Below are 18,853 nucleotides of genomic sequence, written 5' to 3'. Positions count from 1 at the left end.
ACGAACAGGATTCGGGGCTGAAACGACTCTCCGGCTAGAAGAGCCAGAGACTCTCCTCCTTCAGCCGGATGTGATGCTGGCCGGGTGGCACCGCGTCGCCGGAATAGCAGCGCACCTTGATGCCGTCCGCCTCGAACAGGCACTCCCAGCGCTCGCCGAGATAGACGCAGGTGGCGAGCTGCATCGGGATGCTGTTGGCGCATGCCGCGGGGCCGACCTCGACGCGCTCGACGCGGATCAGCGCGTCGCAGGTATCGCCCGGCTTCACCTTGCTCCGGACCATGGCGCGCATCGGCGACGAGCCGATCGTCACCTGGGCTGCCGCGCCCTCGCACTTCGTCACCACGGCGCGAAGCCGGTTGTTGGCACCCATGAACTCCGCGGCGGCCAGCGTCTCCGGCGTGCCATAGAGTTCCTGCGGCGTGCCGCGCTGCTCCACGTGGCCGCTCGACAGCAGGATGATGTGGTCGGCGAGAGCCATGGCCTCGACCTGGTCGTGCGTGACCAGCACCGCGGTGATGCCGAGATCGTCGATCAGGCGGCGCATCCAGATGCGGGCCTCCTCGCGCAGCTTGGCGTCGAGGTTCGACAGCGGCTCGTCCAGCAGGATCACCGGCGGCTGGTGCACCACGGCCCGGGCGATGGCGACGCGCTGCTGCTGGCCGCCGGAAAGCTGATGCGGATAGCGCTCGGCGAGGCCACCGAGCCCGAGGCTCTCCAGCACGAAGCTCACCCGGCGACGCGTCTCCTCGGCGGGTGTCCGCTTCAGTTCGAGCGGGAAGGCGACATTGCTGTAGACGCTCTTGTGCGGCCACAGGGCATAGGACTGGAAGACCAGGCCGAGATTGCGCTTCTCCGGCGCCAGCTCGGTGTTGGTGGCGGAATCGAACAGCACCTGGTTGCCGACCACGATGCGGCCATTGGAGGGCAGTTCGAGCCCGGCAATGGTACGCAGCAGCGTGGTCTTTCCGCAGCCTGATGCGCCGAGCAGCGCCAGCACCTTGCCGGAGGTCAGCTCGAACGAGATGCCCTTCAGGACTTCGACGACGCCGTATTTGAGATGCAGATCCTGGACGACGAGATTACTCACGGATCTTCACTCCGAACTTCAGAGCCAGGCCGAGGCCGGTCGCGATGAACACTATGTTGAGCACCGATATCGCGGTGACGAGGTCGGTTGCGCCGGTCGCCCACAGCGAGACCATCTGGGCGCCGATGACTTCGGTGCCTTGGCCCATCAGATAGATGCCGGTCGAGTATTCGCGCACGAAGGTGAGGAAGATCAGCACCCACGCCGCGATCAGTCCGTGCCGGATCAGCGGGATTCGGATCTCCCGGCTGACCCGCCAGTTCGACGCGCCCGAGACCGATCCGGCCTCCTCGAGTTCGCGGCCGATCTGCACCAGCGCGCTGTTGATGAGGCGCTGGCCGAACGCGACCCAGACGATGGTGTAGGCGAGCCAGACGCTGAACAGCGTGTTGCGCAGCGGCGTGATCGGCTTGAAGAACAGGAACAGCCAGAGAAAGGCCAGGCCCGCCACCAGCCCGGGCATGGCACGCGGCAGCAGCACGATATAGTCGGCATAGCGCGCCCAGACCGAGTTCCAGCGATGGGTCGCCAGCGAGAGCGCCGCATAGACGCAGACCGAGGCCGCGCCGCCGACGGTGGCGATCAGCAGGGTGTTGAAGATGCCGCTGCGGATCGAGTCGTTCTGGAACGCCTCCCGATAGTGATCCAGCGTGAGCATCGAGAAGATGTTGACGCCTTCGCCCCAGCTCAGCACGAAGGACCGGATGGTGATGCCCACCAGCGGCAGCACGATCGCGACGCTCAGCCAGAACACCACGCCGGCCAGCGCCGGCCATTTCCAGGGGCCGAGCGGTAATGGACGTTGCTTCGCCGCCTTGCCGCGCACCAGCACATAGCGCTCGACATTGCGCAGCATGTAGCGCTGCAGGAACACCAGCGGGAATGTCACCACGGCCAGCGCGACGACGACCACCGCCATCAGCTGGAACGAGGGCACGCCCATGCGGCTGGTCAATTTGAACAGATAGGTGGTCAGCACCAGCAGCCCGTGGGGATCGCCGAGGATGAGCGGCAACGCGAACATCTCGAAGCCGAGGAAGAACACCAGCACACTGGACGAGACCACCGCCGGCCAGATCAGCGGCAGGCTGACTTTCACCGCCACATGCCAGGGGCCGGCACCGGACGCGCGTGCTGCATCCTCGACATCCGAGCCGAGGTTGCGCAGCGCGGCCGAGCAGTAAAGATAGACGTGCGGCGCGTGGCTGAAGCCGGCGATGACGGCGATGCCGCCGACCGTATAGATGCTCCACGGCGCCGCGCTGAGGCCGAACAGGTCGCGCACCGCGATCGAGACGATGCCGACCGGCCCGATGGTCACGATGTAGCCGAGCGACAGGATCAGCGGCGAGATGAAGATCGGCGCCAGGATCAGCGGCTCGAACAGGCTCCGTCCCGGCAGGTCGGTGCGGTTGACGAGAAACGCGCAGGTGGTGCCGATCGCGACCGAGACGATGGTCATCATCGCCGCGATCATGATCGTGTTGGCGGCCGACCACCAGAATTCCGGGTCGGTCAGCACGAAGCCGTAAGCCTCCAGGCTCGGCTGCGCATCGCGCATGAAGAACGGAGCGTCGAGAAAGCTCTGCTTCAGTACGATCGCCAGCGGTGCGATGATCACCGCCGACATGGAGATGACGACGGCGTAGCGCCACCAGGAGGAAGTACGAACCATCACTTGGTCTCGATGCTCTTCTTCCAGGTCGCGAGGAATTCGAGGCGCTTCTTCTTGTCGAGATATTCGACGGCGCTGGCATCGAGGGTCAGCGGACGCAGCTTCTCGCCATACTTGGCGATGAGTGCGTTGGCGCTGAACTCGCCCTGCACGTCGGGGCGGATACTGAACAGCGATTTCGCGATCAGTGTCTGTCCGCGCGACGACAGTACGTAGTCGAGGAAGACCTTGGCGGCGTTCGGGTGGGCGGCGTCCTTCCAGATGAAGGCGACGCGCGGATTCACCAGGATGTAGTCTTCCGGATAGACGATGCCGACCGCCGGGTCGGTCTTGGACCGGCTGTGCGGGTAGTTGGCCATGACGTCATAGCCGAAGCTCGCCTCGCCCGAGGTGAGGCGCTCCAATATGGTGCCCGAACTGGTGTAGAGCTTCACGTCGGTCTTGCCGAGGCTCTGCGCCAGGGCCCAGAAGTCCTTGTCGTACTTCAGGTCACGGGTCACGAAAAGCAGCGCGGAGCCGATGCGCTCGGGATCCTGGGTGATGACCTTGCCCTTGAGCAGGTCGATGGTTGCCTGGTCCATGGAGGCGATCGCCGCATGGCTCTTCGGTACCTGCTCTTCCTTCAGGAGGCGCTTGTTGTAGATAAAGACGATCGGCTCGTAAGTTATGCCATAGGCCTGGTCGCGGAAGATCGACCACGCCGGCAGCTTATCCGCTTCGGGCGAGCGGTAGGTCATGGCATAGCCGTCGATCGCCAGCTTGATCTGCAGGTCCATCGCCGGGCTCATCAGGAAGTCCGCGGACTGCGTGCCGGCGGCCGCTTCCGACAGGAAGCGGTTATAGACTTCCGAGCTTCCCATGTCGTTGTATTTGACCTGGATCTTGGGATAGGCCGCCATGAAGTCCTTGAGCAGCGGCGCCACCGCGGATTCGTCGGTCGCGGCATAGATGACGAGGGTGCCCTCTGCCTCCGCCGCCTTGATGGTGTCGGCATAATTCGCGGGGTAGCCGGCCGGCACCTCCGCCGCGCCGGCGGGCGATCCGCCCAGCGCGCTCAGCAGAGCCATAAATCCAGACGCAACAAGACCTTGAAGCTTCATCAGGCGTCCTCCTCGGTGGAGCTGCTTCGGCAGCCTCTTCCTCTTGTGCCGTTGGGCACTATTGCACATGTAGATCAAAAGATGCAAAATCGCAACCGCTCAGAGAGCGCCTGCCCGGTACCGAAACGGCCTTGTGAAGATCGCGGGCGGGGCGCACATGAACATCTCGAAAAGGGGGAACGATGCCTGAGACGCTGCTGCTGGCCGCAGGATTTGCCGAGGATTTCAAGCGCGAGCTCGCCAGGACTTACCGGCTGCTCGACCAGCCCTGGCACCAGCTCTCCACTGAGGAACGCGCGCAGGTGCGCGCCTTTGTAACGTTCGGCCATTCGAAGGCCGATCTCAGCCTCATGGAAGCGCTGCCGAACCTCGGGCTGATCTGCTGCTATGGCAGCGGCTATGATGGGGTGGATGTCGGCGCCGCCGCCGCTCGGGGCATCGTCGTCGCCTACAGTCCCGGCGCCAATGCAGCGAGCGTCGCGGACTTCGCCATGGGCCTCATCATTGCCGGTGTGCGCCAGATACTTGTCGCCGACCGGTTCGTGCGCGAAGGGCGCTGGAAAGCCGGGAAGTTGGCGCCGGTCCGTGGCTTGAGCGAGCGCAAGCTCGGCATTTACGGCCTCGGCAATATCGGCGCCGGGATTGCCGCGCGCGCCGCGCCCTTCGAGATGGAGATCGGCTATCACGGCCGCCAGCGGCGCGAGGGCGTCGCTCACGCCTATCACGCCGACCTCGTATCGCTGGCCGCCTGGGCCGACGTGCTGGTGGTCAGTGTCCGTGCCGATGACGGCAATCGCCACAGCGTCGATGCCGGCGTCCTCGCGGCGCTCGGCCCGGAAGGCTATCTGGTCAATGTGGCACGCGGCTCCGTGGTCGACCAGGCGGCACTGATCGCGGCGCTGAAGCAGGGCACCATCGCCGGCGCCGGCCTGGACGTTTTCGAGGGTGAACCCGACGTCCCGGAAGAGCTGATCGCGATGCAACAGGTCATCCTGGCTCCGCATATCGGTGCCGGCTCGCTCTCCGCGCATCGGGCGCGGCAGACACTGGTGCTGGCCAATCTCGAGGCGTTCTTCACCGGCAAGACTTTACGCGACGTCGCCTGAGATGTTTCTACTCGGCGCCGTCGCCGCAACAACGCTGTGCGATGCATTGATTCTCGCCTGATGCTTGCTATGTCGAGGTCATCGATGTCGCAGAGGTCGGTGCGGTCAGTCGGGAGCGAACATGGGCGTTGAGGAACGCAAACGGCCTTTGCGCCATGAGGGGACCAGCGGGCTTGCCGTGCTGATCTCGGACTATATTCAGGCGCGGGGCCTGGCGGCGGGCACGCATCTGTCCGCGCAGGAACTCGCGGAAGAGTTCAACGCCTCGCGCACGCCGGTCAGCCGCGCCTTGCGGCTGCTCCACTCGCAGGGTGCCGTGATCCATCACGAGAACCGCGGCTATTTCGTTGCCGACGTCCCCGCGACGGCGCGCAAGCTCACTCAGGGCGAGCCCGCATTCGACGAGATCAGCGCGACCTACATGGCGATCGCCAAGGACCGCCTCGCCGCCCGCATACCGGCCTCGGTGACCGAGACTTACCTGAAATCGCGCTACAATCTGAGCAAGTCGCAGCTCAATGTCCTGCTGAGCCGCATCGCCAGCGAAGGCTGGATCGAACGGCGCACCGGCTATGGCTGGCAGTTCAAGGAGATCATGGTCACTCCGGAGGCGCTGGCGCAGACGCTGCGCCTGCGCCAGGCCGTGGAGCCGGCCAGCCTGCTGGAGCCTGGCTATCGGCTTGACCGCGTGGTGGCGGCACAGTGCCGCGAAGTCGAGCTGGAGATGCTCAAGGGCGGCATCGAGACGATGTCCGCGGAAGCGCTGTTCGCGCGCGGCGTGCGATTCCACGAGTGCCTGGTCAGCGGTGGCCAGAACCCGTTCTTCCTCGAGACCATCCGCCGGGTGAACCGCATCCGTCGTCTGCTCACGGAGACCGCGACCCGGGATCGGCGCCGCTTCCGCCAGCATTGCCTGGAGCACCTCGAACTGCTCGACCTTCTGGAGCAGGAGCGCAACGAGGAGGCTTCCATCGTGCTCCGGCATCATCTGGAGAATGTCGAGAAGAGCTACGACCAGATCCGCGATATACTTGTCGTGCCCACCTGACGTTACGCCGCGCTTTCCATCAGCCACTGTTCGGCGTCGAGCGCCGCCATGCATCCGGTGCCGGCAGCCGTGACGGCCTGGCGGTAGCGTTCGTCCATCACGTCGCCGGCAGCGAAGACGCCGGGAACGCTGGTGCGCGTCGTGCCGGCCTGGGTCCGGATGTAGCCGGTTGGCGACAGGTCGAGCTTGCCGGCGAACAGGTTCGTCGCCGGCGTATGCCCGATCGTGACGAAGATGCCGTCGACGGCAAGCCGCCGCGTCTCGCCGGTGCCGACGTCCGCCAGCCGTGCGGCGCGCACCGACTTGGCAACCGGATCGCCCTCGATGCCGACGAGGGCGGTGTTCCAGAGAATTTCGACCTTCGGATTGGCGAACAGGCGGGCCTGCAGCACCTTGTCGGCGCGAAGGCTGTCGCGGCGATGCGCAAGTATCACCTTGGCCGCGATGTTGGTCATGTACAGCGCTTCCTCGACGGCGGTATTGCCGCCGCCCACCATCAGCACCGTCTGGTCGCGATAGAAGAAGCCGTCGCAGGTGGCGCAGGAGGAGACGCCGAAACCGCGATATTCGGTCTCGTCCGGCAAGCCGAGCCATTTCGCCTGCGCCCCGGTGCAGATGATGACGGCATCGGCCGAATAGGCGCCCTGCACGCCGTGCAGCCGAAACGGCCGCTCGCCGATCTCGACCGCGGTGATCTCGTCATTGACCAGGCGGGCACCGACGTGGAGCGCCTGCGCCTTCATCTGCTCCATCAGCCAGGGGCCCTGGATGACGTCGGCGAAGCCTGGGAAGTTCTCGACGTCCGTCGTCGTCGATAGCTGGCCACCGCCCTGCGAGCCTTCGATGAGGATCGGATTCAACATGGCCCGGGCCGCATAGATCGCGGCCGTATAGCCCGCTGGTCCCGAGCCGATGATCGCGACGCGCGCGTGCTGCTCCATTGTCGCTCGCCTTTCGGCCTATTCCCAGATCCCTACGGGCATGGGCAGGCCCGTATAGGTATCGGGCGGGACCACCGAGGAGCCGCCTGTCAGGTTCGAAACCACGAGATCGAGCTGGCGGGTATGCTGGCCGGAATGCCAGGTTCCGCGTTCCAGCACCTGCATCGCCGGCTGCTCGCCATAATAGGTCTCGACCGTCGAGGCGAACCACGCCTCATCCACGCTGGCTTGCCAGTCCTTCATCCGCTTCAGGATGCCGTCGGCATAAGCGCGGAGCTGTTCGCCGGTCTGGATATGGTCGTACTTCGCGTTGCTGATGTCGCGCGTGTCCTTCAGGCCATTCTCGACCGATTCCAGCACGCTCTCCGGTATCTGGAAGATGTGGTAGGCGAGTTCCCGGGTGGTGCGGGGACGCTCCGGGATCGGGCGGTATTCGAGCTTGTCTTCCGGAACGCTGGTGATGAGCTCGCGCGCGCTGGTCAGGAACTGCAGCCACTTCTCGAACAGCACGCGCGGGGGAAGACGCTCGGTGCCGCGCTTCTTGCCGACGAAGGCGGCGACGTCGTTGAGCGACTGGCCGTAAGTCATGCGGTCGCCCTGCAGCAACACGGGGACGGAGCGGATGCCGCGGCGCAGCAGCTCGTCCATAGACCCCTTCTTCTCCAGGATATTGACCGAGATGAAGTCGACGCCGCTCGCGGTCAGAAACTCCTTCAGCTTGACGCAGCTCGAACATCCCGGCTGCCAGTAAAGCCGCAGGGTCGCCGCGTCCGAAGCGTTGGAAGAAGATGCCGTGGTGTCGGTCGTCATGGCTCTGTCCTGTCGCATGTGCGCTCGGGCGGGCCGCTTCGAACGCGCCGGCCCGGTTGAAGATCGTCTGCGGGTCGCGCGGTCCGCTGCGCCGACGTGCATACGCGAGGCTGCTTCAAGCCTCGCGGTTCATGGCTGACTGTCTAGCATATTGCCCATTTCGCTCACAATAGGCAATTTTGTTTCGATCGGAGTCGAAATTCCTGACCCTCGACGAGACATTCCGCTTTTGTCCATGTCAGCGCTATCATAGGCGCCGGATTCGGTTCAGGACGTGGTGATGCGGACACGGAGAAAGGGCGGTCGCCCGACCATTGCGGATGTCGCGGCACGCGCCGGGGTGAGCACGATCACCGTGTCGCGGGCGCTGCGCGATCCGGCGCGGGTGTCGCAGGAACTGCGCGACCAGATCGACGAGGCGGTGCGGGCGCTCGACTATGTGCCGGACCAGCACGCGCGGGCGCTGGCGTCGGCGCGCACCAATGTCATCGGCGTCATCATCCCCTCGCTCACCAACAACGTGTTCGCCGATGTGCTGCGCGGCATCTATGACAGCATTGCCCAGAGCCCCTACCAGGTGCAGCTCGGCAATAGCCGCTATTCGCCGATCGAGGAGGAGCGCCTGCTCGGCATCTTCCTCAGCCAGCGCCCGGCGGCGCTGATCGTCTCGGGCGTCGACCAGACCGAGCGGGGGCGCGCGCTGCTCAAGTCCGCCGGCTGCCCGATCGTGCAGATCATGGATCTGAGCAACGACCCGGTCGACATGATGGTCGGCTTCTCCCACAAGGCCGGGGGGCATCTCATCACCAGCCATCTGGTCGCTGCAGGCTATCGGCGCATCGGTTTCCTCGGCGCGCGGATGGACCCGCGCACGCAGCGCCGCCTGGAGGGCTATCGCGCCGCTTTGATCGATGCCGATCTTTATGATCCCCGCCGCATCACCACGACGCCGGCCTCTTCCAGCGTGTCGCTCGGCCGCGACCTGCTGCGCGACCTGCTGGCGCGCATGCCCGATACCGACGCCGTGTTCTGCAACAATGACGACCTCGCGCTTGGCGCCTTGTTCGAATGCCAGCGGGCGGCGCTTGCGATTCCCGCGAGCATCGGCATTGCCGGCTTCAATGATCTGGAGATGATGGAAGCCGCGTACCCGTCGCTGACCAGCATCCGCACCCCGCGCTACGAGATCGGCCAGCGTGCGGTGCAGATGGCGCGGGCCGCGCTCAGCGGCCAGCAGCCGGAGCAGACGCGGATCGATGTCGGCTTCGAATTGAAAATCCGCACCAGCACCATGCGGAACGCCTGAGCGGGCGCCGGAGCCCTAACACCCGCTTTACACCACGAAATGACAGCGCTATCATTTTTGAAGAGTTGATGATGAGCAGAGCCAATCTGCCGCTGCGGGCTATATGGCCTTGGGAGGAGATATATGTCTGATAGCGCTACCTATGGCGTGAGCGCGGCGCCGTGACTTCCGCTTCAGTGCCGCCGATCATCGTCGTCATGGGCGTTGCCGGCAGCGGCAAGTCCAGCATAGGCGCGGCGCTCGCCGCGCGCCATGGCTGGGCGTTTCTCGAAGGCGACGACCTGCACCCGCCGGCGAATGTTGCGCGCATGGCGCACGGCCTGCCGCTCACCGACGCGGATCGCCAGGAATGGCTGGCGGCCATTGCCCGCCACATCGCCGAGGCGGATCGCGCCGGCACCGGCCTCGTCGTTGCCTGCTCGGCCTTGAAGCGCCGCTATCGGGACCAGTTGTCGGCCGCGAGTGAGCGCCTGCTGTACCTCTTCCTTGCCGGCGACAAGGCGCTCATCACCGCGCGCATGGCGCACCGGGAAGGGCACTTCATGCCCCTGAGCCTGATCGACAGCCAGTTCGAAGCGCTGGAGCCGCCGCAGCCTGATGAGCGCGCGCTGACGCTCCCGATCACGCTCGAGCCGGGGGAACTGCTGGAGGAGATCGACCGGCGGCTCGCAAGTTTATGGCTCCACGGCCTTCGGCAAGGAGAGGCGGCGCAATGAAGCGCGTCATCGACCATATCCAGACCGTCATCGAATGGGCCATCGGCCTGTTGCTGGCCCTCATGGTGGTGCTGGTGTTCAGCAACGCCGCGGGTCGGTATCTCCTGAATGCCGGCATCGCCGCATCCGAGGAACTGGCGCGCCTCGCCTTCGTCTGGTTGATCTTCCTCGGCGCCATCCTCGCGGTCCGCGAGCGAACCCATGTCGGCGTCGACATGATGTTGAAGCTGCTGCCGCGCGGCGCCCAGCGGCTCTGCCTCGCCGGCTGCAACCTGCTGATCCTCTATGCGCTCTGGCTGTTCGCTGAAGGCAGCTGGCAGCAGGTGCTGGTTGGTCTCAACAGCGAGCTGCCCGTCACCGGCATCTCGCTTGCGGTGTTCGCTGCCGCCGGTCTTGCCTCCTCGCTCGCCATGGCGGTGCTGTTCCTTACCGACCTGGTGCGCCTCGCCCTCGGCCGCATGGCGGATGACGAACTGGTCCAGGTGAAGGAGACCGCCGACGAGGAGATGGTCGACTATGAGCGGCCATTGAGCCTGAACGCCGAGCCGGCAAATGCGGGGAAGGCCCCATGACCATCGCCATATTCCTCGGCGTGCTGCTCGGACTGATGGCCTTCGGCATGCCGATCGCCTTCGCGCTGATGCTGACCGGCGTCGCGCTGATGATCCAGCTCGATTTCTTCGACGCCCAGCTGCTGGCGCAGAACATGCTCGGCGGCGCCGACAATTTCCCGCTGATGGCGGTGCCGTTCTTTCTGCTGGCCGGCGAACTGATGAATGCCGGCGGCCTGTCGCGCCGCATCGTCAATCTCGCTGTGGCCCTGTTCGGCCACATCAAGGGCGGGCTCGGCTATGTCGCGATCGGCACCGCGGTGGTGCTCGCCAGCCTCTCCGGCTCGGCGATCGCCGACACTGCGGCGGTGGCCGCGCTGCTGATCCCGATGATGCGCTCCAATGGTTACGACCTGGAGCGCTCCTCGGGACTGATCGCCTCCGCCGGCATCATCGCCCCGGTGGTGCCGCCCAGCATGGCCTTCATCATCTATGGCGTCGCCACCAACATCTCCATCACCAAGCTGTTCATGGCGGGCATCGTCCCGGGCCTGCTGATGGGCCTGACGCTGGTGGTGCTGTGGTCTTGGATGGCGCGCGGCGACGACGTGCCGGTGCAGCCGCGCCGCACCTGGGCGGAACGCTTCAGGACATTGGTCGACGGCATCTGGGCGCTGGTGATGCCGATCGTCATCATCGGGGGTATGCGGGCCGGCATCTTCACGCCGACCGAGGCCGCGGTGGTCGCCGCCGTCTATGCGCTGCTGATCAGCCTGTTCGTCTATCGCGAGCTCAGTCTCAAGGATCTGCCGCGACTGTTCATCAGCGCGGCCAAGACCACGGCGGTGGTGATGTTCCTGGTCGCGGCGGCGATGGTCACCGCCTACATGATCACGCTCGCCGAACTGCCGGGTCAGGTCATCGCCTTGCTCGAGCCGATGCTCGACCATCCGAAATGGCTGATGGCGGCCATCGTGGTGCTGCTGACATTGGTCGGCACGGCGATGGACCTCACCCCGACGATCCTGATCCTCGGTCCGGTGCTGGTGCCGCTCATCACCCGCGCCGGCATCGACCCGGTCTATTTCGGCGTGATGTTCGTCATGGTCGGCGCCGTCGGCCTGCTCACCCCGCCGGTCGGCACGGTGCTGAACGTCGTGTGCGGCGTCGGCCGGGTGAGCATGGAAGGCATCATTCGCGGTGTCTGGCCCTATGTCGTCGCCTACACCGCGCTGATCGGACTGTTCGTCGCCTTCCCCGAAATCATCACCGTGCCGGCAGGCTGGCTGCACTGACCAACAGCGGCAGCGACAGCCTTTCCACATCGCAGGAGGAAACCCGCATGAACAAGCTACTCATCTCCGCCGCGGCCCTGATCGTGACGCTCAGTGCCGGCGCGTCCTATGCCCAGAACGTGCAGCCACGGCTGATCCGGTTCGGCTACGGCCTCAACGAGGACAGCAACCAGGGCCGTGCCGTGCGGTTCTTCGCCGAGGAGGTGAAGAAGCGCAGCGGCGACAAGCTGAAGGTGCGCAGCTTCGGCGCCGCCACGCTCGGCCCGGACGTGCAGATGCAGAACGCGCTGATCGGCGGCGCCCAGGAGATGATGGTCGGCTCCACCGCGACCCTGGTCGGCACGGTGAAGGAATTCGCCATCTGGGACGTACCGTTCCTGTTCGCCAATGAGAAGGAAGCCGACGCCGTGCTGGACGGTCCGGTCGGCCAGAAGCTGCTCGACAGCCTGCAGGCCAAGGGGCTGGTTGGCCTGGTCTATTGGGAGAACGGCTTCCGCAACCTCACCAACAGCCGCCACAGAATCGAAAAGGCCGAGGACATCCAGGGCATCAAGCTGCGGGTGATGCAGAACCCGGTCTTCCTCGACACCTTCAAGGCGGTGGGCGCCAATGCGGTGCCGATGGCCTTCGCCGAACTGTTCACCGCGCTGGAGACCAAGGCGGTCGACGGCCAGGAGAATCCCTACACCACCATCGTCTCCTCGAAGTTCTACGAGGTGCAGAAGTATCTGACCGTGACGAACCACGTGTACAGCCCGTGGGTGGTGCTCGCCAGCAAGAGCTGGTGGGACAAGCTTTCCGAAGACGAGCGCAAGATCCTGCTCGACGCCGCGGTCGCCTCGCGCGAGTTCGAGCGCACCGACACCCGCAAGGATGCGCAGAAGGCGCTCGAGCAGCTCAAGACCTCGGGCATGGAGATCTCGGTGATGCCGGAGAGCGAAGTCGCCAAGCTGCGCGAGAAGGCGGCACCGGTCGCCAAGACCGTGATCGACAATGTCGGCCAGCCGCTGTGGAACGACGTGCAGGCCGACATCAAGAAGGCCCGCGGCACCAACTGAGCGGTGGTCGGGGCCTGGCCGTTTCCCCAAACTTTCCTCTCCCCGTTGGGGAGAGGTGGCCCGCGAAGCGGGTCGGTGAGGGGAGACACGGCTTGGGAGCAAAGAAGAACCCTCACCCCAACCCTCTCCCGACGGGGAGAGGGGGCTTGGCCTTCTCTGAGCAATTACGAGCCCGAGGTCGTAACCACCCAACGGCCTGACGGCGTGCGCTCCACCGCGAGCGGCACGCCGTAGAGCCGGCTCAGCCTTTCCTCGGTGAGCATTGCCACGGCATCGCCAGTAGCAAAGGGTTGGCCCGGCTCAAGCAATGCCACGCGGTCGGCAAGGGCGAAGGCCTGTTCCGGCTCGTGGGTCGAGAGCAGCACGGCGAGCCCTTCAGCCGCCAGCGCCTCGACCGTGTCGAGCACCAGCACGCGATTGCCGAGATCGAGGCTGGCGGTTGGCTCGTCCATCACGATGATGCCGGCCTGCTGCGCCAGCGCCCGCGCGATCAAAGCGAGCTGGCGCTGGCCGCCGGAGATGCGGTTGGCGTCGCGCTCGGCAAGCTCCGCGATGCCGAGCCGCTCCAATGCAGTCATGGCGATGACGGAGTCGGCCTTGGTCGGCGCGGTGAAGGCGCCGAGATGGGCGGTGCGGCCCATTACCACCAGGTCCAGCACCGTATAGGCGAAGGCGCCATTGTAGCTCTGCGGCACATAGGCGACGCGGCGGGCGACGGCGTCGCGCGCCAACCCGGCCATGTCGTCTTCCCCCAGCACCACTCGGCCGCCGAGCGGCGGCAGCAGGCCGAGCAGCGTCTTGAACAGCGTGGTCTTGCCGACGCCGTTCGGCCCGAGCAGGCAGGTGACGGCGCCCGCCGGCAGAGCGAGGTCGATGCCGGCGGCGACCACGCGCCCGCCATAGCCGATCGCCAGCCCCTCGGCGCGCAACACGCTCATGGGAGAGCGCTCCGGCGGCCGCGCGCCAGCAGCCAGACGAAGAGCGGGCCGCCGATCACGGCGGTCAGCACGCCGAGCGGGATCTCGATGCGCGCGCCGGAGCGCGCCAGCGTGTCGACCGCCACCATGAAGGCGGCCCCGATGAGGATCGAGGCCGGCAGCATGCGGTCGAATCGCGGGCCGACCAGCAGCCGCGCCATGTGCGGCACCATCAGCCCGACCCACCCGATCACGCCGGAGATCGCCACCACGCTGGCGGTGATCAGCGTCGCCGCGAGGATGACGATGGCGCGCAGCCGGCTCACCTCGACGCCGAGAGCGCGGGCTTCGTCATCGCCGAGCGAGAGCACCCCGATGCGCCAGCGCAGCAGCAGCAACGGCGCGATGCCGATGACGACCACCGGAAGCGTCGCCGCGACATCGCCCGGCTTTACCCCGGCCAGGCTGCCGAGCAGCCAGAAGGTGATGGCGGGAAGCTGCTCGTAAGGATCGGCCAGCACCTTCACCAGCGAGATCGCCGCGCCGGCCAGCGCGCCGACCACGATGCCGGCGAGCACCAGCACCAGAATATCGCCGCCGCCACGCAGCGCTTTGGCCAGCGCGGCGACGATGAACACGGTGGCAAGCCCGCCGCCGAAGCCGAGGAACTGGATCGCCGCCACTGGCAGGCCGAGCAATATGCCGACCACCGCGCCGAGCCCGGCGCCAGTGGAGACGCCGAGAATGTCCGGCGAGACCAGCGGGTTGCGGAACAGGCTCTGATAGGCGGCGCCGGCGGCGGCGAGCGCGGCCCCCACCAGCGCCGCCGCCAGCACCCGCGGCAGGCGGATCTGGAACAGCACGGTGTCGATCGGCGCCGGGTTCGCCGCGCCGACAAGGCGCCGCGCCAATGCGGCGACGACATCCTGCGGCGGGATGCGGTAGGGGCCGATGCCGGAGGCGATGATGGCGACACCGAGCAGCACCGCCACCAGAATCGGGAGCACGGCCGGAAGCGCCGCGGCGTTGCGCATCTATCCGGCGCCGTCGAGCAGCCGGGCGAGCGCGCTGTCGTCGAGATCCACCTGGTAGAACAGCTTGTAGAAGTCGCGCACCTGCGCCTTGAGGTCGCCCGGCGCCTTGTCCGGATAGAGCGTGTGCAGCAGCCAGGTCAGCCCGATCAGCCGGTTCACCGAAGGCGGCGAATCGATGAAGCCGAAGGGCAGGCCGGGGGCGAGGAAGACGCGCTTGTTCGTCACCGCCGGTACCGGCGCCCAGGCCGGCTTGCCGGCAACCCCCTCGAAGAACGAACGGTCCAGCGTAATGACGGTATCCGGCGCAAAGGCGATCACCTGCTCGGCCGAGACATTCACCAGCCCGCCCTTCTCGCGCAGTCCTTCGACCACGTTCACGGCGCCGACGCGCTCGATGATCTCGGTATTGATCGAGCCGCGCGAGCCGCTCTCCAGCCCTTCCGGCCCACGCGCCAGATAGACTCGCGGCCGCTTGTCGGTCGGCACCGCGGCGACCACCGTGTCGACCTGCTTGAAGATCGCTTCCGCTGCGCCCGCCAGCACCTCGCCGCGATCCTTCACGCCGAGCACGTCCGCGAGCAGCCTTAGCGCGCTGGCGGTGTTCTCGAAGCGGCCGTCGATCAGCAGATAGGGAATGCCGGTCTGCGCCTGCACCCGGTCGGCGAGCGAGCGATAGGTATCGTTGATCGTGCCGAAATCGATGATGATGTCGGGCTTGGCCGCGACCAGCCGTTCCAGATTGAGCGTGTCGCCGCGCCCGGTAAGGCGGCCGAGTTCCGGCAGATCGCGCACCGCGGGCTGGAGATAGGGCTTCTCCGCCTCGCGCGGGGCGCGCACCCACCCCGTCATCTTCTCCGGCGCCACGACATAGAGCAGCGTCGAGGCCGGCGGGCCGGCGGCGAAGACGCGGGCGATGGTGTCCGGCACCTCGACGGTGCGGCCGGCGGAATCGGTCACCGTGCGGGCAAAGGCCGGCACGGCGAGCAAGGCGAGGGCGGCCAGCGTGACGCCAGCCATGAACAGGCGCCGCGACACCGTCATGCTCATTCCCCTACCTCGAAATCGCCGGGCTGCGGCGGGGCCAGCGGCGTGAACAGGCTGCGGTCGGGCTTGATGTCGATCAGCGGCGTGCCGTCTAGGCAATCGAGCCCGCGCACCAGCAGCGTGCTGCCCTCGATACCGATGAGGTCGACGATAGAGGTGCCGATCGGGTTGGGCCGCACCGGCGAGCGCAGCGCGAAGGTGCCGCGGGTCTCGCCATCATTGCGCGGGCTTTGCAGCACGAGGTCGCGGCGCGAGCGGTGCAGCCAATACAGCACCTCTAGCGCCGCGTAGTCCTCGATGCCGCTCAGCGCTGCGCGCCAGGGATCAAAGACCTCGATCCGGCACAGCGGACCGTCGCGCCGGCCCTGGCGCGGGCAGTCGAGCCGCGAGGCCCAGGGCGTCGAGATCCGGCCGACGAAGATGAGCCCGGCATCGGTGGCCTCCGGCCATTCGATGGCCCGCTCGGCGGCGCGGATCTCGTCTTCCCGGACCATCCGGGTCAGCCGACGGCGACCATGACGTCGGAAGCCTTGATAACCGCATAGGCCGCCTTGCCCTTGGCAAGGCCGAGTTCGTCCACCGCCTCATTGGTGATGGAGGAGGTGACGATGACGCCGCCGCCAATATCGATCTTCACGTGGGAGGTGGTGGCGCCCTTGGTCACTTCGACGACGGTGCCCTTGAGCTGGTTGCGCGCGCTGAGCTTCATGATGGTTCTTCCTCCGATTGTGGTCCGGCCTTGGTCCCAGCTATATACAGTGCTGACTAGCAGATGTACCAGCGGCCGGTTTCACGGACGCGTCAGGAGCCCGGCCGCGTGACCCATCGCATCCTCGCCTTGCAAGGTGCGCCGAGCGCTGTGATCCAGGACGCGTTGTCGGCGTTCGCGCGCCGCCGTGCGCTGGAGGGGCTGCGGGTGGCGGGCGTGGTCGAGGAACGCATCGGGCCGGAGGGGCCGGGCTGCACCGGCCAGGCGCTGCGCGACCTGGCTACGGGGCGCATCCATGGCATCGCGCAGGACCTCGGCCCGTGCGCCATTGCCTGCCATCTCGATTCCTCCGGGGTTGCCGACGCGTGCCACGACGTGCTGGCCGCCATCGCTGTCGGCTGCGACATCGTGGTGCTGAGCAAGTTCGGCAAGCTGGAGGCGGATCGCGGTGGCCTGCTGGAGGCCTTCGGTGCCGCCATCGCCAATGACGTGCCGGTGCTCACCGCCGTTGCGCCGGCCTTCAATGAGCGCTGGAACGCCTTCTCCGCGCCGTTCGCGACCTTCGGCCTGCCGGAAGTTGGCGCGCTGGAGCGCTGGTGGCGGGAGGCCAATGCCACCTCCCGGGCAGCGGACATCGAGCGGATGGTTGCGATCGCGAGTTGACGTGGGCGTCGGCGCGAAGGATTTTGGCGCCCTGGAATTCCTCCAGATCCAATTCGCTGCAACGCGCACTTCGTGATGGCATCGCTCAGCATCCGCATCGACCTCGACCCGCAGGGCCGCATCGGGCCGGGCAAGATCGCCCTGTTGGAGGCGATCGCCCGTACCGGCTCGATCTCGGCGGCTGGCCGCGCCATGGAGATGTCTTATCGGCGGGCGTGGGATCTGGTCGACGAACTCGGCCAGATCTTCGGCCAACCGGTCGTCCACTCCCAGACCGGCGGCAAGCATGGCGGCGGGGCGCGGCTGACGACGTTCGGCGAGGAACTGGTCGCGCGCTATCGCGCCATCGAGAGCCTCACCGCCAAGGCGGCGAAGGCGCATCTCGATTTCCTGCAGAACGAAATCAGGGCAGCGAGCGCCGAGAAGGTCGGCTGAATGTTCCCGAAGAACTACCCTTTCCGCCCTCATCCCCGGGCTTGACCCGGGGATCCAGACTTCGACCGGGGTGCATGCGGATGGGCTGGATCCCCGGATCAAGTCCGGGGATGAGGATCTACAGGAAATTTCGGGTAGCCCAGGGAAGTCCCATGCCGTGCGGCTCGGCATTGATCGTTATGCGTTCTCGGATATAACGTTGCGATCCTCTTTTGCCTGAGAGATCGCGCCATGACCGAACGCCGCTCCGTCGTCGCCATCCGCCATGTGGCGTTCGAGGATCTCGGCCTCATCGCCGGCCTGCTTGATCCGGATGCGTTCGACGTCGCCTATTGCGAGGCTGCGACCGACGACCTTTCGCACCGCTCGATCCGCGCCGCCGATCTCGTCATCGTGCTTGGCGGGCCGATCGGCGTCGGTGATGCGCGGCTTTACGGCTTCCTTTCCGAGGAGATCGCGCTGATCGAGAGCCGGCTGACCCGTGGCAAGCCGACGCTCGGCATCTGCCTCGGCGCGCAACTGATGGCCGCGGCGCTGGGCGAGCGGGTCCATGCCGGCCGGGTGAAGGAGATCGGCTGGGGCTCGGTATCGCTGACGCCGGACGGCATGCGCTCGGCTCTGGCGCCGCTTGGCGGCTTCGATGCGCAGGTGCTGCACTGGCATGGCGACACCTTCGACCTGCCGCGCAGTGCCCGCCGTCTCGCCTTCAACGCCAATTACGACAACCAGGCCTTCGCGCTCGGGCGCAATGCGCTGGCGCTGCAATTCCATCTGGAGGCCGACGCCCGCCAGCTCGAGGAATGGTATGTCGGTCACACCGTCGAGTTGACGGCGGCCGGCATCGATATCAACCGGTTGCGCGAGGCGAGCCGTACCAATTCGGCACAGGCGCAGCATCTGGCGCGTGCGGTGTTCGGCGAATGGCTGGCTGGGCTGTTCCCGGAGGAGATGATGCGCGGTGCGGGCGAGCACGCCCGCAGCGCATGATCGGCAACGCGCGGCAGCGTGGTCGTCAGATGGTCGAGGCAGTGCATGGGCAGGCTTACCGAGCCCGGCGCGCCATCGGGCATCACGAAGCTGACGCGGAAGCGGTCGGCCTTGGCATCGAGGTCGAGAGCCGGCATGTCCCCGTTCACGCTGTGTGTTTCCGCCATCTCGTCACCGCCGCGCTGGATGAATCCGCCCATCGATATATTCGATTGGATATAGCGGTGGGGGTCAAGCGACGCGCGGTGTGATTCTGAGAGTCCGACCGAAAACTCGGTGGCGATACCAGAACCACCTCATCCTGAGGTGCTCGGGCAAGGCCCGAGCCTCGAAGGATGCTCGGTGCCGGTCACGGGCGCTCTGTTTCA

21 protein-coding genes are annotated in these 18,853 nt (G+C 66.3%); 11 read left to right on the top strand and 10 right to left on the bottom strand.

The window, feature by feature from the left end:
• Positions 1-34: 34 nt before the first annotated feature.
• Genes G3545_RS13565 through G3545_RS13555 form a run of 3 tightly spaced genes read right to left on the bottom strand, consistent with a single transcriptional unit; the run spans position 35 to position 3,832 of the window.
• Positions 35-1,090: an ABC transporter ATP-binding protein gene (locus tag G3545_RS13565; protein ID WP_170013414.1), complete on the bottom strand. Its 1,056-nt coding sequence runs from the start codon at positions 1,088-1,090 to the stop codon at positions 35-37.
• Positions 1,083-2,765 carry an iron ABC transporter permease gene (locus tag G3545_RS13560; RefSeq protein WP_170013412.1) on the bottom strand — a complete coding sequence of 561 codons (1,683 nt, stop codon included), beginning with the start codon at positions 2,763-2,765 and terminating at the stop codon, positions 1,083-1,085. The genes G3545_RS13565 and G3545_RS13560 overlap by 8 nt, the downstream gene beginning before the upstream one ends.
• Positions 2,765-3,832 (bottom strand): ABC transporter substrate-binding protein, encoded by a 1,068-nt coding sequence (locus G3545_RS13555; RefSeq protein WP_170013410.1) that lies wholly within the window; start codon positions 3,830-3,832, stop codon positions 2,765-2,767. The genes G3545_RS13560 and G3545_RS13555 overlap by 1 nt, the downstream gene beginning before the upstream one ends.
• Positions 3,833-4,047: 215 nt before the next feature.
• On the opposite strand from G3545_RS13555, the gene G3545_RS13550 reads away from it, so the two are divergent.
• Together G3545_RS13550 and G3545_RS13545 are read left to right on the top strand one after the other, a co-directional pair.
• Positions 4,048-4,971 (top strand): 2-hydroxyacid dehydrogenase, encoded by a 924-nt coding sequence (locus tag G3545_RS13550; protein WP_170013408.1) that lies wholly within the window; start codon positions 4,048-4,050, stop codon positions 4,969-4,971.
• 121 nt (positions 4,972-5,092) lie between these two features.
• Positions 5,093-6,019, top strand: a complete 927-nt coding sequence (locus G3545_RS13545) for a GntR family transcriptional regulator (RefSeq protein ID WP_170013406.1) — start codon at positions 5,093-5,095, stop codon at positions 6,017-6,019.
• Positions 6,020-6,021: 2 nt separating this feature from the next.
• On the opposite strand, the gene trxB is transcribed toward G3545_RS13545, so the two are convergent.
• On the bottom strand, positions 6,022-6,960 hold the full coding sequence (gene trxB, locus G3545_RS13540) for a thioredoxin-disulfide reductase (RefSeq protein WP_170013404.1): 939 nt from the start codon (positions 6,958-6,960) through the stop codon (positions 6,022-6,024).
• Positions 6,961-6,978: 18 nt separating this feature from the next.
• Complete coding sequence (locus G3545_RS13535) at positions 6,979-7,770, bottom strand: DinB family protein (RefSeq protein WP_170013402.1); 792 nt, start codon at positions 7,768-7,770, stop codon at positions 6,979-6,981.
• Between the two features lie 280 nt (positions 7,771-8,050).
• On the opposite strand from G3545_RS13535, the gene G3545_RS13530 reads away from it, so the two are divergent.
• The 5 genes from G3545_RS13530 (at position 8,051) to G3545_RS13510 (ending at position 12,696) form a co-directional block, all read left to right on the top strand.
• On the top strand, positions 8,051-9,076 hold the full coding sequence (locus G3545_RS13530; RefSeq protein ID WP_170013400.1) for a LacI family DNA-binding transcriptional regulator: 1,026 nt from the start codon (positions 8,051-8,053) through the stop codon (positions 9,074-9,076).
• Between the two features lie 161 nt (positions 9,077-9,237).
• Positions 9,238-9,792 carry a gluconokinase gene (locus tag G3545_RS13525; RefSeq protein WP_246702820.1) on the top strand — a complete coding sequence of 185 codons (555 nt, stop codon included), beginning with the start codon at positions 9,238-9,240 and terminating at the stop codon, positions 9,790-9,792.
• Positions 9,789-10,364: a TRAP transporter small permease gene (locus tag G3545_RS13520; RefSeq protein ID WP_206151425.1), complete on the top strand. Its 576-nt coding sequence runs from the start codon at positions 9,789-9,791 to the stop codon at positions 10,362-10,364. Before G3545_RS13525 ends, G3545_RS13520 begins: the two co-directional genes overlap by 4 nt.
• Entirely contained in the window at positions 10,361-11,638 is a 1,278-nt protein-coding gene (locus G3545_RS13515; protein ID WP_170013398.1) for a TRAP transporter large permease subunit, read from the top strand. The genes G3545_RS13520 and G3545_RS13515 overlap by 4 nt, the downstream gene beginning before the upstream one ends.
• Positions 11,639-11,685: 47 nt before the next feature.
• On the top strand, positions 11,686-12,696 hold the full coding sequence (locus G3545_RS13510; protein ID WP_170013396.1) for a TRAP transporter substrate-binding protein: 1,011 nt from the start codon (positions 11,686-11,688) through the stop codon (positions 12,694-12,696).
• 164 nt (positions 12,697-12,860) lie between these two features.
• On the opposite strand, the gene G3545_RS13505 is transcribed toward G3545_RS13510, so the two are convergent.
• Genes G3545_RS13505 through G3545_RS13485 form a run of 5 tightly spaced genes read right to left on the bottom strand, consistent with a single transcriptional unit; the run spans position 12,861 to position 16,400 of the window.
• The gene (locus G3545_RS13505; RefSeq protein WP_170013394.1) at positions 12,861-13,634 is read right to left on the bottom strand and encodes an ABC transporter ATP-binding protein; all 774 of its coding nucleotides are present in this window, start codon (positions 13,632-13,634) and stop codon (positions 12,861-12,863) included.
• Positions 13,631-14,647 (bottom strand): iron ABC transporter permease, encoded by a 1,017-nt coding sequence (locus G3545_RS13500; protein WP_170013392.1) that lies wholly within the window; start codon positions 14,645-14,647, stop codon positions 13,631-13,633. The genes G3545_RS13505 and G3545_RS13500 overlap by 4 nt, the downstream gene beginning before the upstream one ends.
• Positions 14,648-15,694, bottom strand: coding sequence for an iron ABC transporter substrate-binding protein (locus tag G3545_RS13495; protein ID WP_170013390.1), 1,047 nt, complete (start codon positions 15,692-15,694; stop codon positions 14,648-14,650). It lies immediately after the preceding gene.
• On the bottom strand, positions 15,691-16,185 hold the full coding sequence (gene tsaA, locus G3545_RS13490; RefSeq protein WP_170013388.1) for a tRNA (N6-threonylcarbamoyladenosine(37)-N6)-methyltransferase TrmO: 495 nt from the start codon (positions 16,183-16,185) through the stop codon (positions 15,691-15,693). The genes G3545_RS13495 and tsaA overlap by 4 nt, the downstream gene beginning before the upstream one ends.
• 5 nt (positions 16,186-16,190) lie before the next feature.
• A complete protein-coding gene (locus G3545_RS13485; protein WP_170013386.1) occupies positions 16,191-16,400 on the bottom strand; it encodes a molybdopterin-binding protein in 210 nt (69 codons plus the stop codon).
• Between the two features lie 108 nt (positions 16,401-16,508).
• On the opposite strand from G3545_RS13485, the gene G3545_RS13480 reads away from it, so the two are divergent.
• From G3545_RS13480 to G3545_RS13465, 4 genes are all read left to right on the top strand, one after another.
• A complete protein-coding gene (locus G3545_RS13480; protein WP_246702819.1) occupies positions 16,509-17,063 on the top strand; it encodes a DUF2478 domain-containing protein in 555 nt (184 codons plus the stop codon).
• A gap of 75 nt (positions 17,064-17,138) precedes the next feature.
• A complete protein-coding gene (locus G3545_RS13475) occupies positions 17,139-17,498 on the top strand; it encodes a winged helix-turn-helix domain-containing protein (RefSeq protein WP_170013382.1) in 360 nt (119 codons plus the stop codon).
• 231 nt (positions 17,499-17,729) lie between these two features.
• Positions 17,730-18,485 carry a glutamine amidotransferase gene (locus G3545_RS13470; RefSeq protein ID WP_170013380.1) on the top strand — a complete coding sequence of 252 codons (756 nt, stop codon included), beginning with the start codon at positions 17,730-17,732 and terminating at the stop codon, positions 18,483-18,485.
• Entirely contained in the window at positions 18,482-18,736 is a 255-nt protein-coding gene (locus G3545_RS13465) for a hypothetical protein (protein WP_170013378.1), read from the top strand. Before G3545_RS13470 ends, G3545_RS13465 begins: the two co-directional genes overlap by 4 nt.
• Positions 18,737-18,853: the final 117 nt, after the last annotated feature.

This window comes from Starkeya sp. ORNL1 (assembly GCF_012971745.1).
Lineage (GTDB): Bacteria > Pseudomonadota > Alphaproteobacteria > Rhizobiales > Xanthobacteraceae > Ancylobacter.
Note: the sequence above shows the minus strand (reverse complement) of the source record. Positions and strands in the feature narration are given on the sequence as shown.

Excerpts from the sequence above, each read along its gene's own strand:
- G3545_RS13560 (WP_170013412.1), bottom strand. The coding sequence starts at position 2,765 with ATGGTTCGTACTTCCTCCTGGTGGCGCTACGCCGTCGTCATCTCCATG.
- G3545_RS13555 (WP_170013410.1), bottom strand. The coding sequence starts at position 3,832 with ATGGCTCTGCTGAGCGCGCTGGGCGGATCGCCCGCCGGCGCGGCGGAG.
- G3545_RS13550 (WP_170013408.1), top strand. The coding sequence starts at position 4,048 with ATGCCTGAGACGCTGCTGCTGGCCGCAGGATTTGCCGAGGATTTCAAG.
- G3545_RS13545 (WP_170013406.1), top strand. The coding sequence starts at position 5,093 with ATGGGCGTTGAGGAACGCAAACGGCCTTTGCGCCATGAGGGGACCAGC.
- trxB (WP_170013404.1), bottom strand. The coding sequence starts at position 6,960 with ATGGAGCAGCACGCGCGCGTCGCGATCATCGGCTCGGGACCAGCGGGC.
- G3545_RS13535 (WP_170013402.1), bottom strand. The coding sequence starts at position 7,770 with ATGACGACCGACACCACGGCATCTTCTTCCAACGCTTCGGACGCGGCG.
- G3545_RS13530 (WP_170013400.1), top strand. The coding sequence starts at position 8,051 with ATGCGGACACGGAGAAAGGGCGGTCGCCCGACCATTGCGGATGTCGCG.
- G3545_RS13520 (WP_206151425.1), top strand. The coding sequence starts at position 9,789 with ATGAAGCGCGTCATCGACCATATCCAGACCGTCATCGAATGGGCCATC.
- G3545_RS13515 (WP_170013398.1), top strand. The coding sequence starts at position 10,361 with ATGACCATCGCCATATTCCTCGGCGTGCTGCTCGGACTGATGGCCTTC.
- G3545_RS13510 (WP_170013396.1), top strand. The coding sequence starts at position 11,686 with ATGAACAAGCTACTCATCTCCGCCGCGGCCCTGATCGTGACGCTCAGT.
- G3545_RS13505 (WP_170013394.1), bottom strand. The coding sequence starts at position 13,634 with ATGAGCGTGTTGCGCGCCGAGGGGCTGGCGATCGGCTATGGCGGGCGC.
- G3545_RS13500 (WP_170013392.1), bottom strand. The coding sequence starts at position 14,647 with ATGCGCAACGCCGCGGCGCTTCCGGCCGTGCTCCCGATTCTGGTGGCG.
- G3545_RS13495 (WP_170013390.1), bottom strand. The coding sequence starts at position 15,694 with ATGAGCATGACGGTGTCGCGGCGCCTGTTCATGGCTGGCGTCACGCTG.
- tsaA (WP_170013388.1), bottom strand. The coding sequence starts at position 16,185 with ATGGTCCGGGAAGACGAGATCCGCGCCGCCGAGCGGGCCATCGAATGG.
- G3545_RS13485 (WP_170013386.1), bottom strand. The coding sequence starts at position 16,400 with ATGAAGCTCAGCGCGCGCAACCAGCTCAAGGGCACCGTCGTCGAAGTG.
- G3545_RS13475 (WP_170013382.1), top strand. The coding sequence starts at position 17,139 with ATGGCATCGCTCAGCATCCGCATCGACCTCGACCCGCAGGGCCGCATC.
- G3545_RS13470 (WP_170013380.1), top strand. The coding sequence starts at position 17,730 with ATGACCGAACGCCGCTCCGTCGTCGCCATCCGCCATGTGGCGTTCGAG.
- G3545_RS13465 (WP_170013378.1), top strand. The coding sequence starts at position 18,482 with ATGATCGGCAACGCGCGGCAGCGTGGTCGTCAGATGGTCGAGGCAGTG.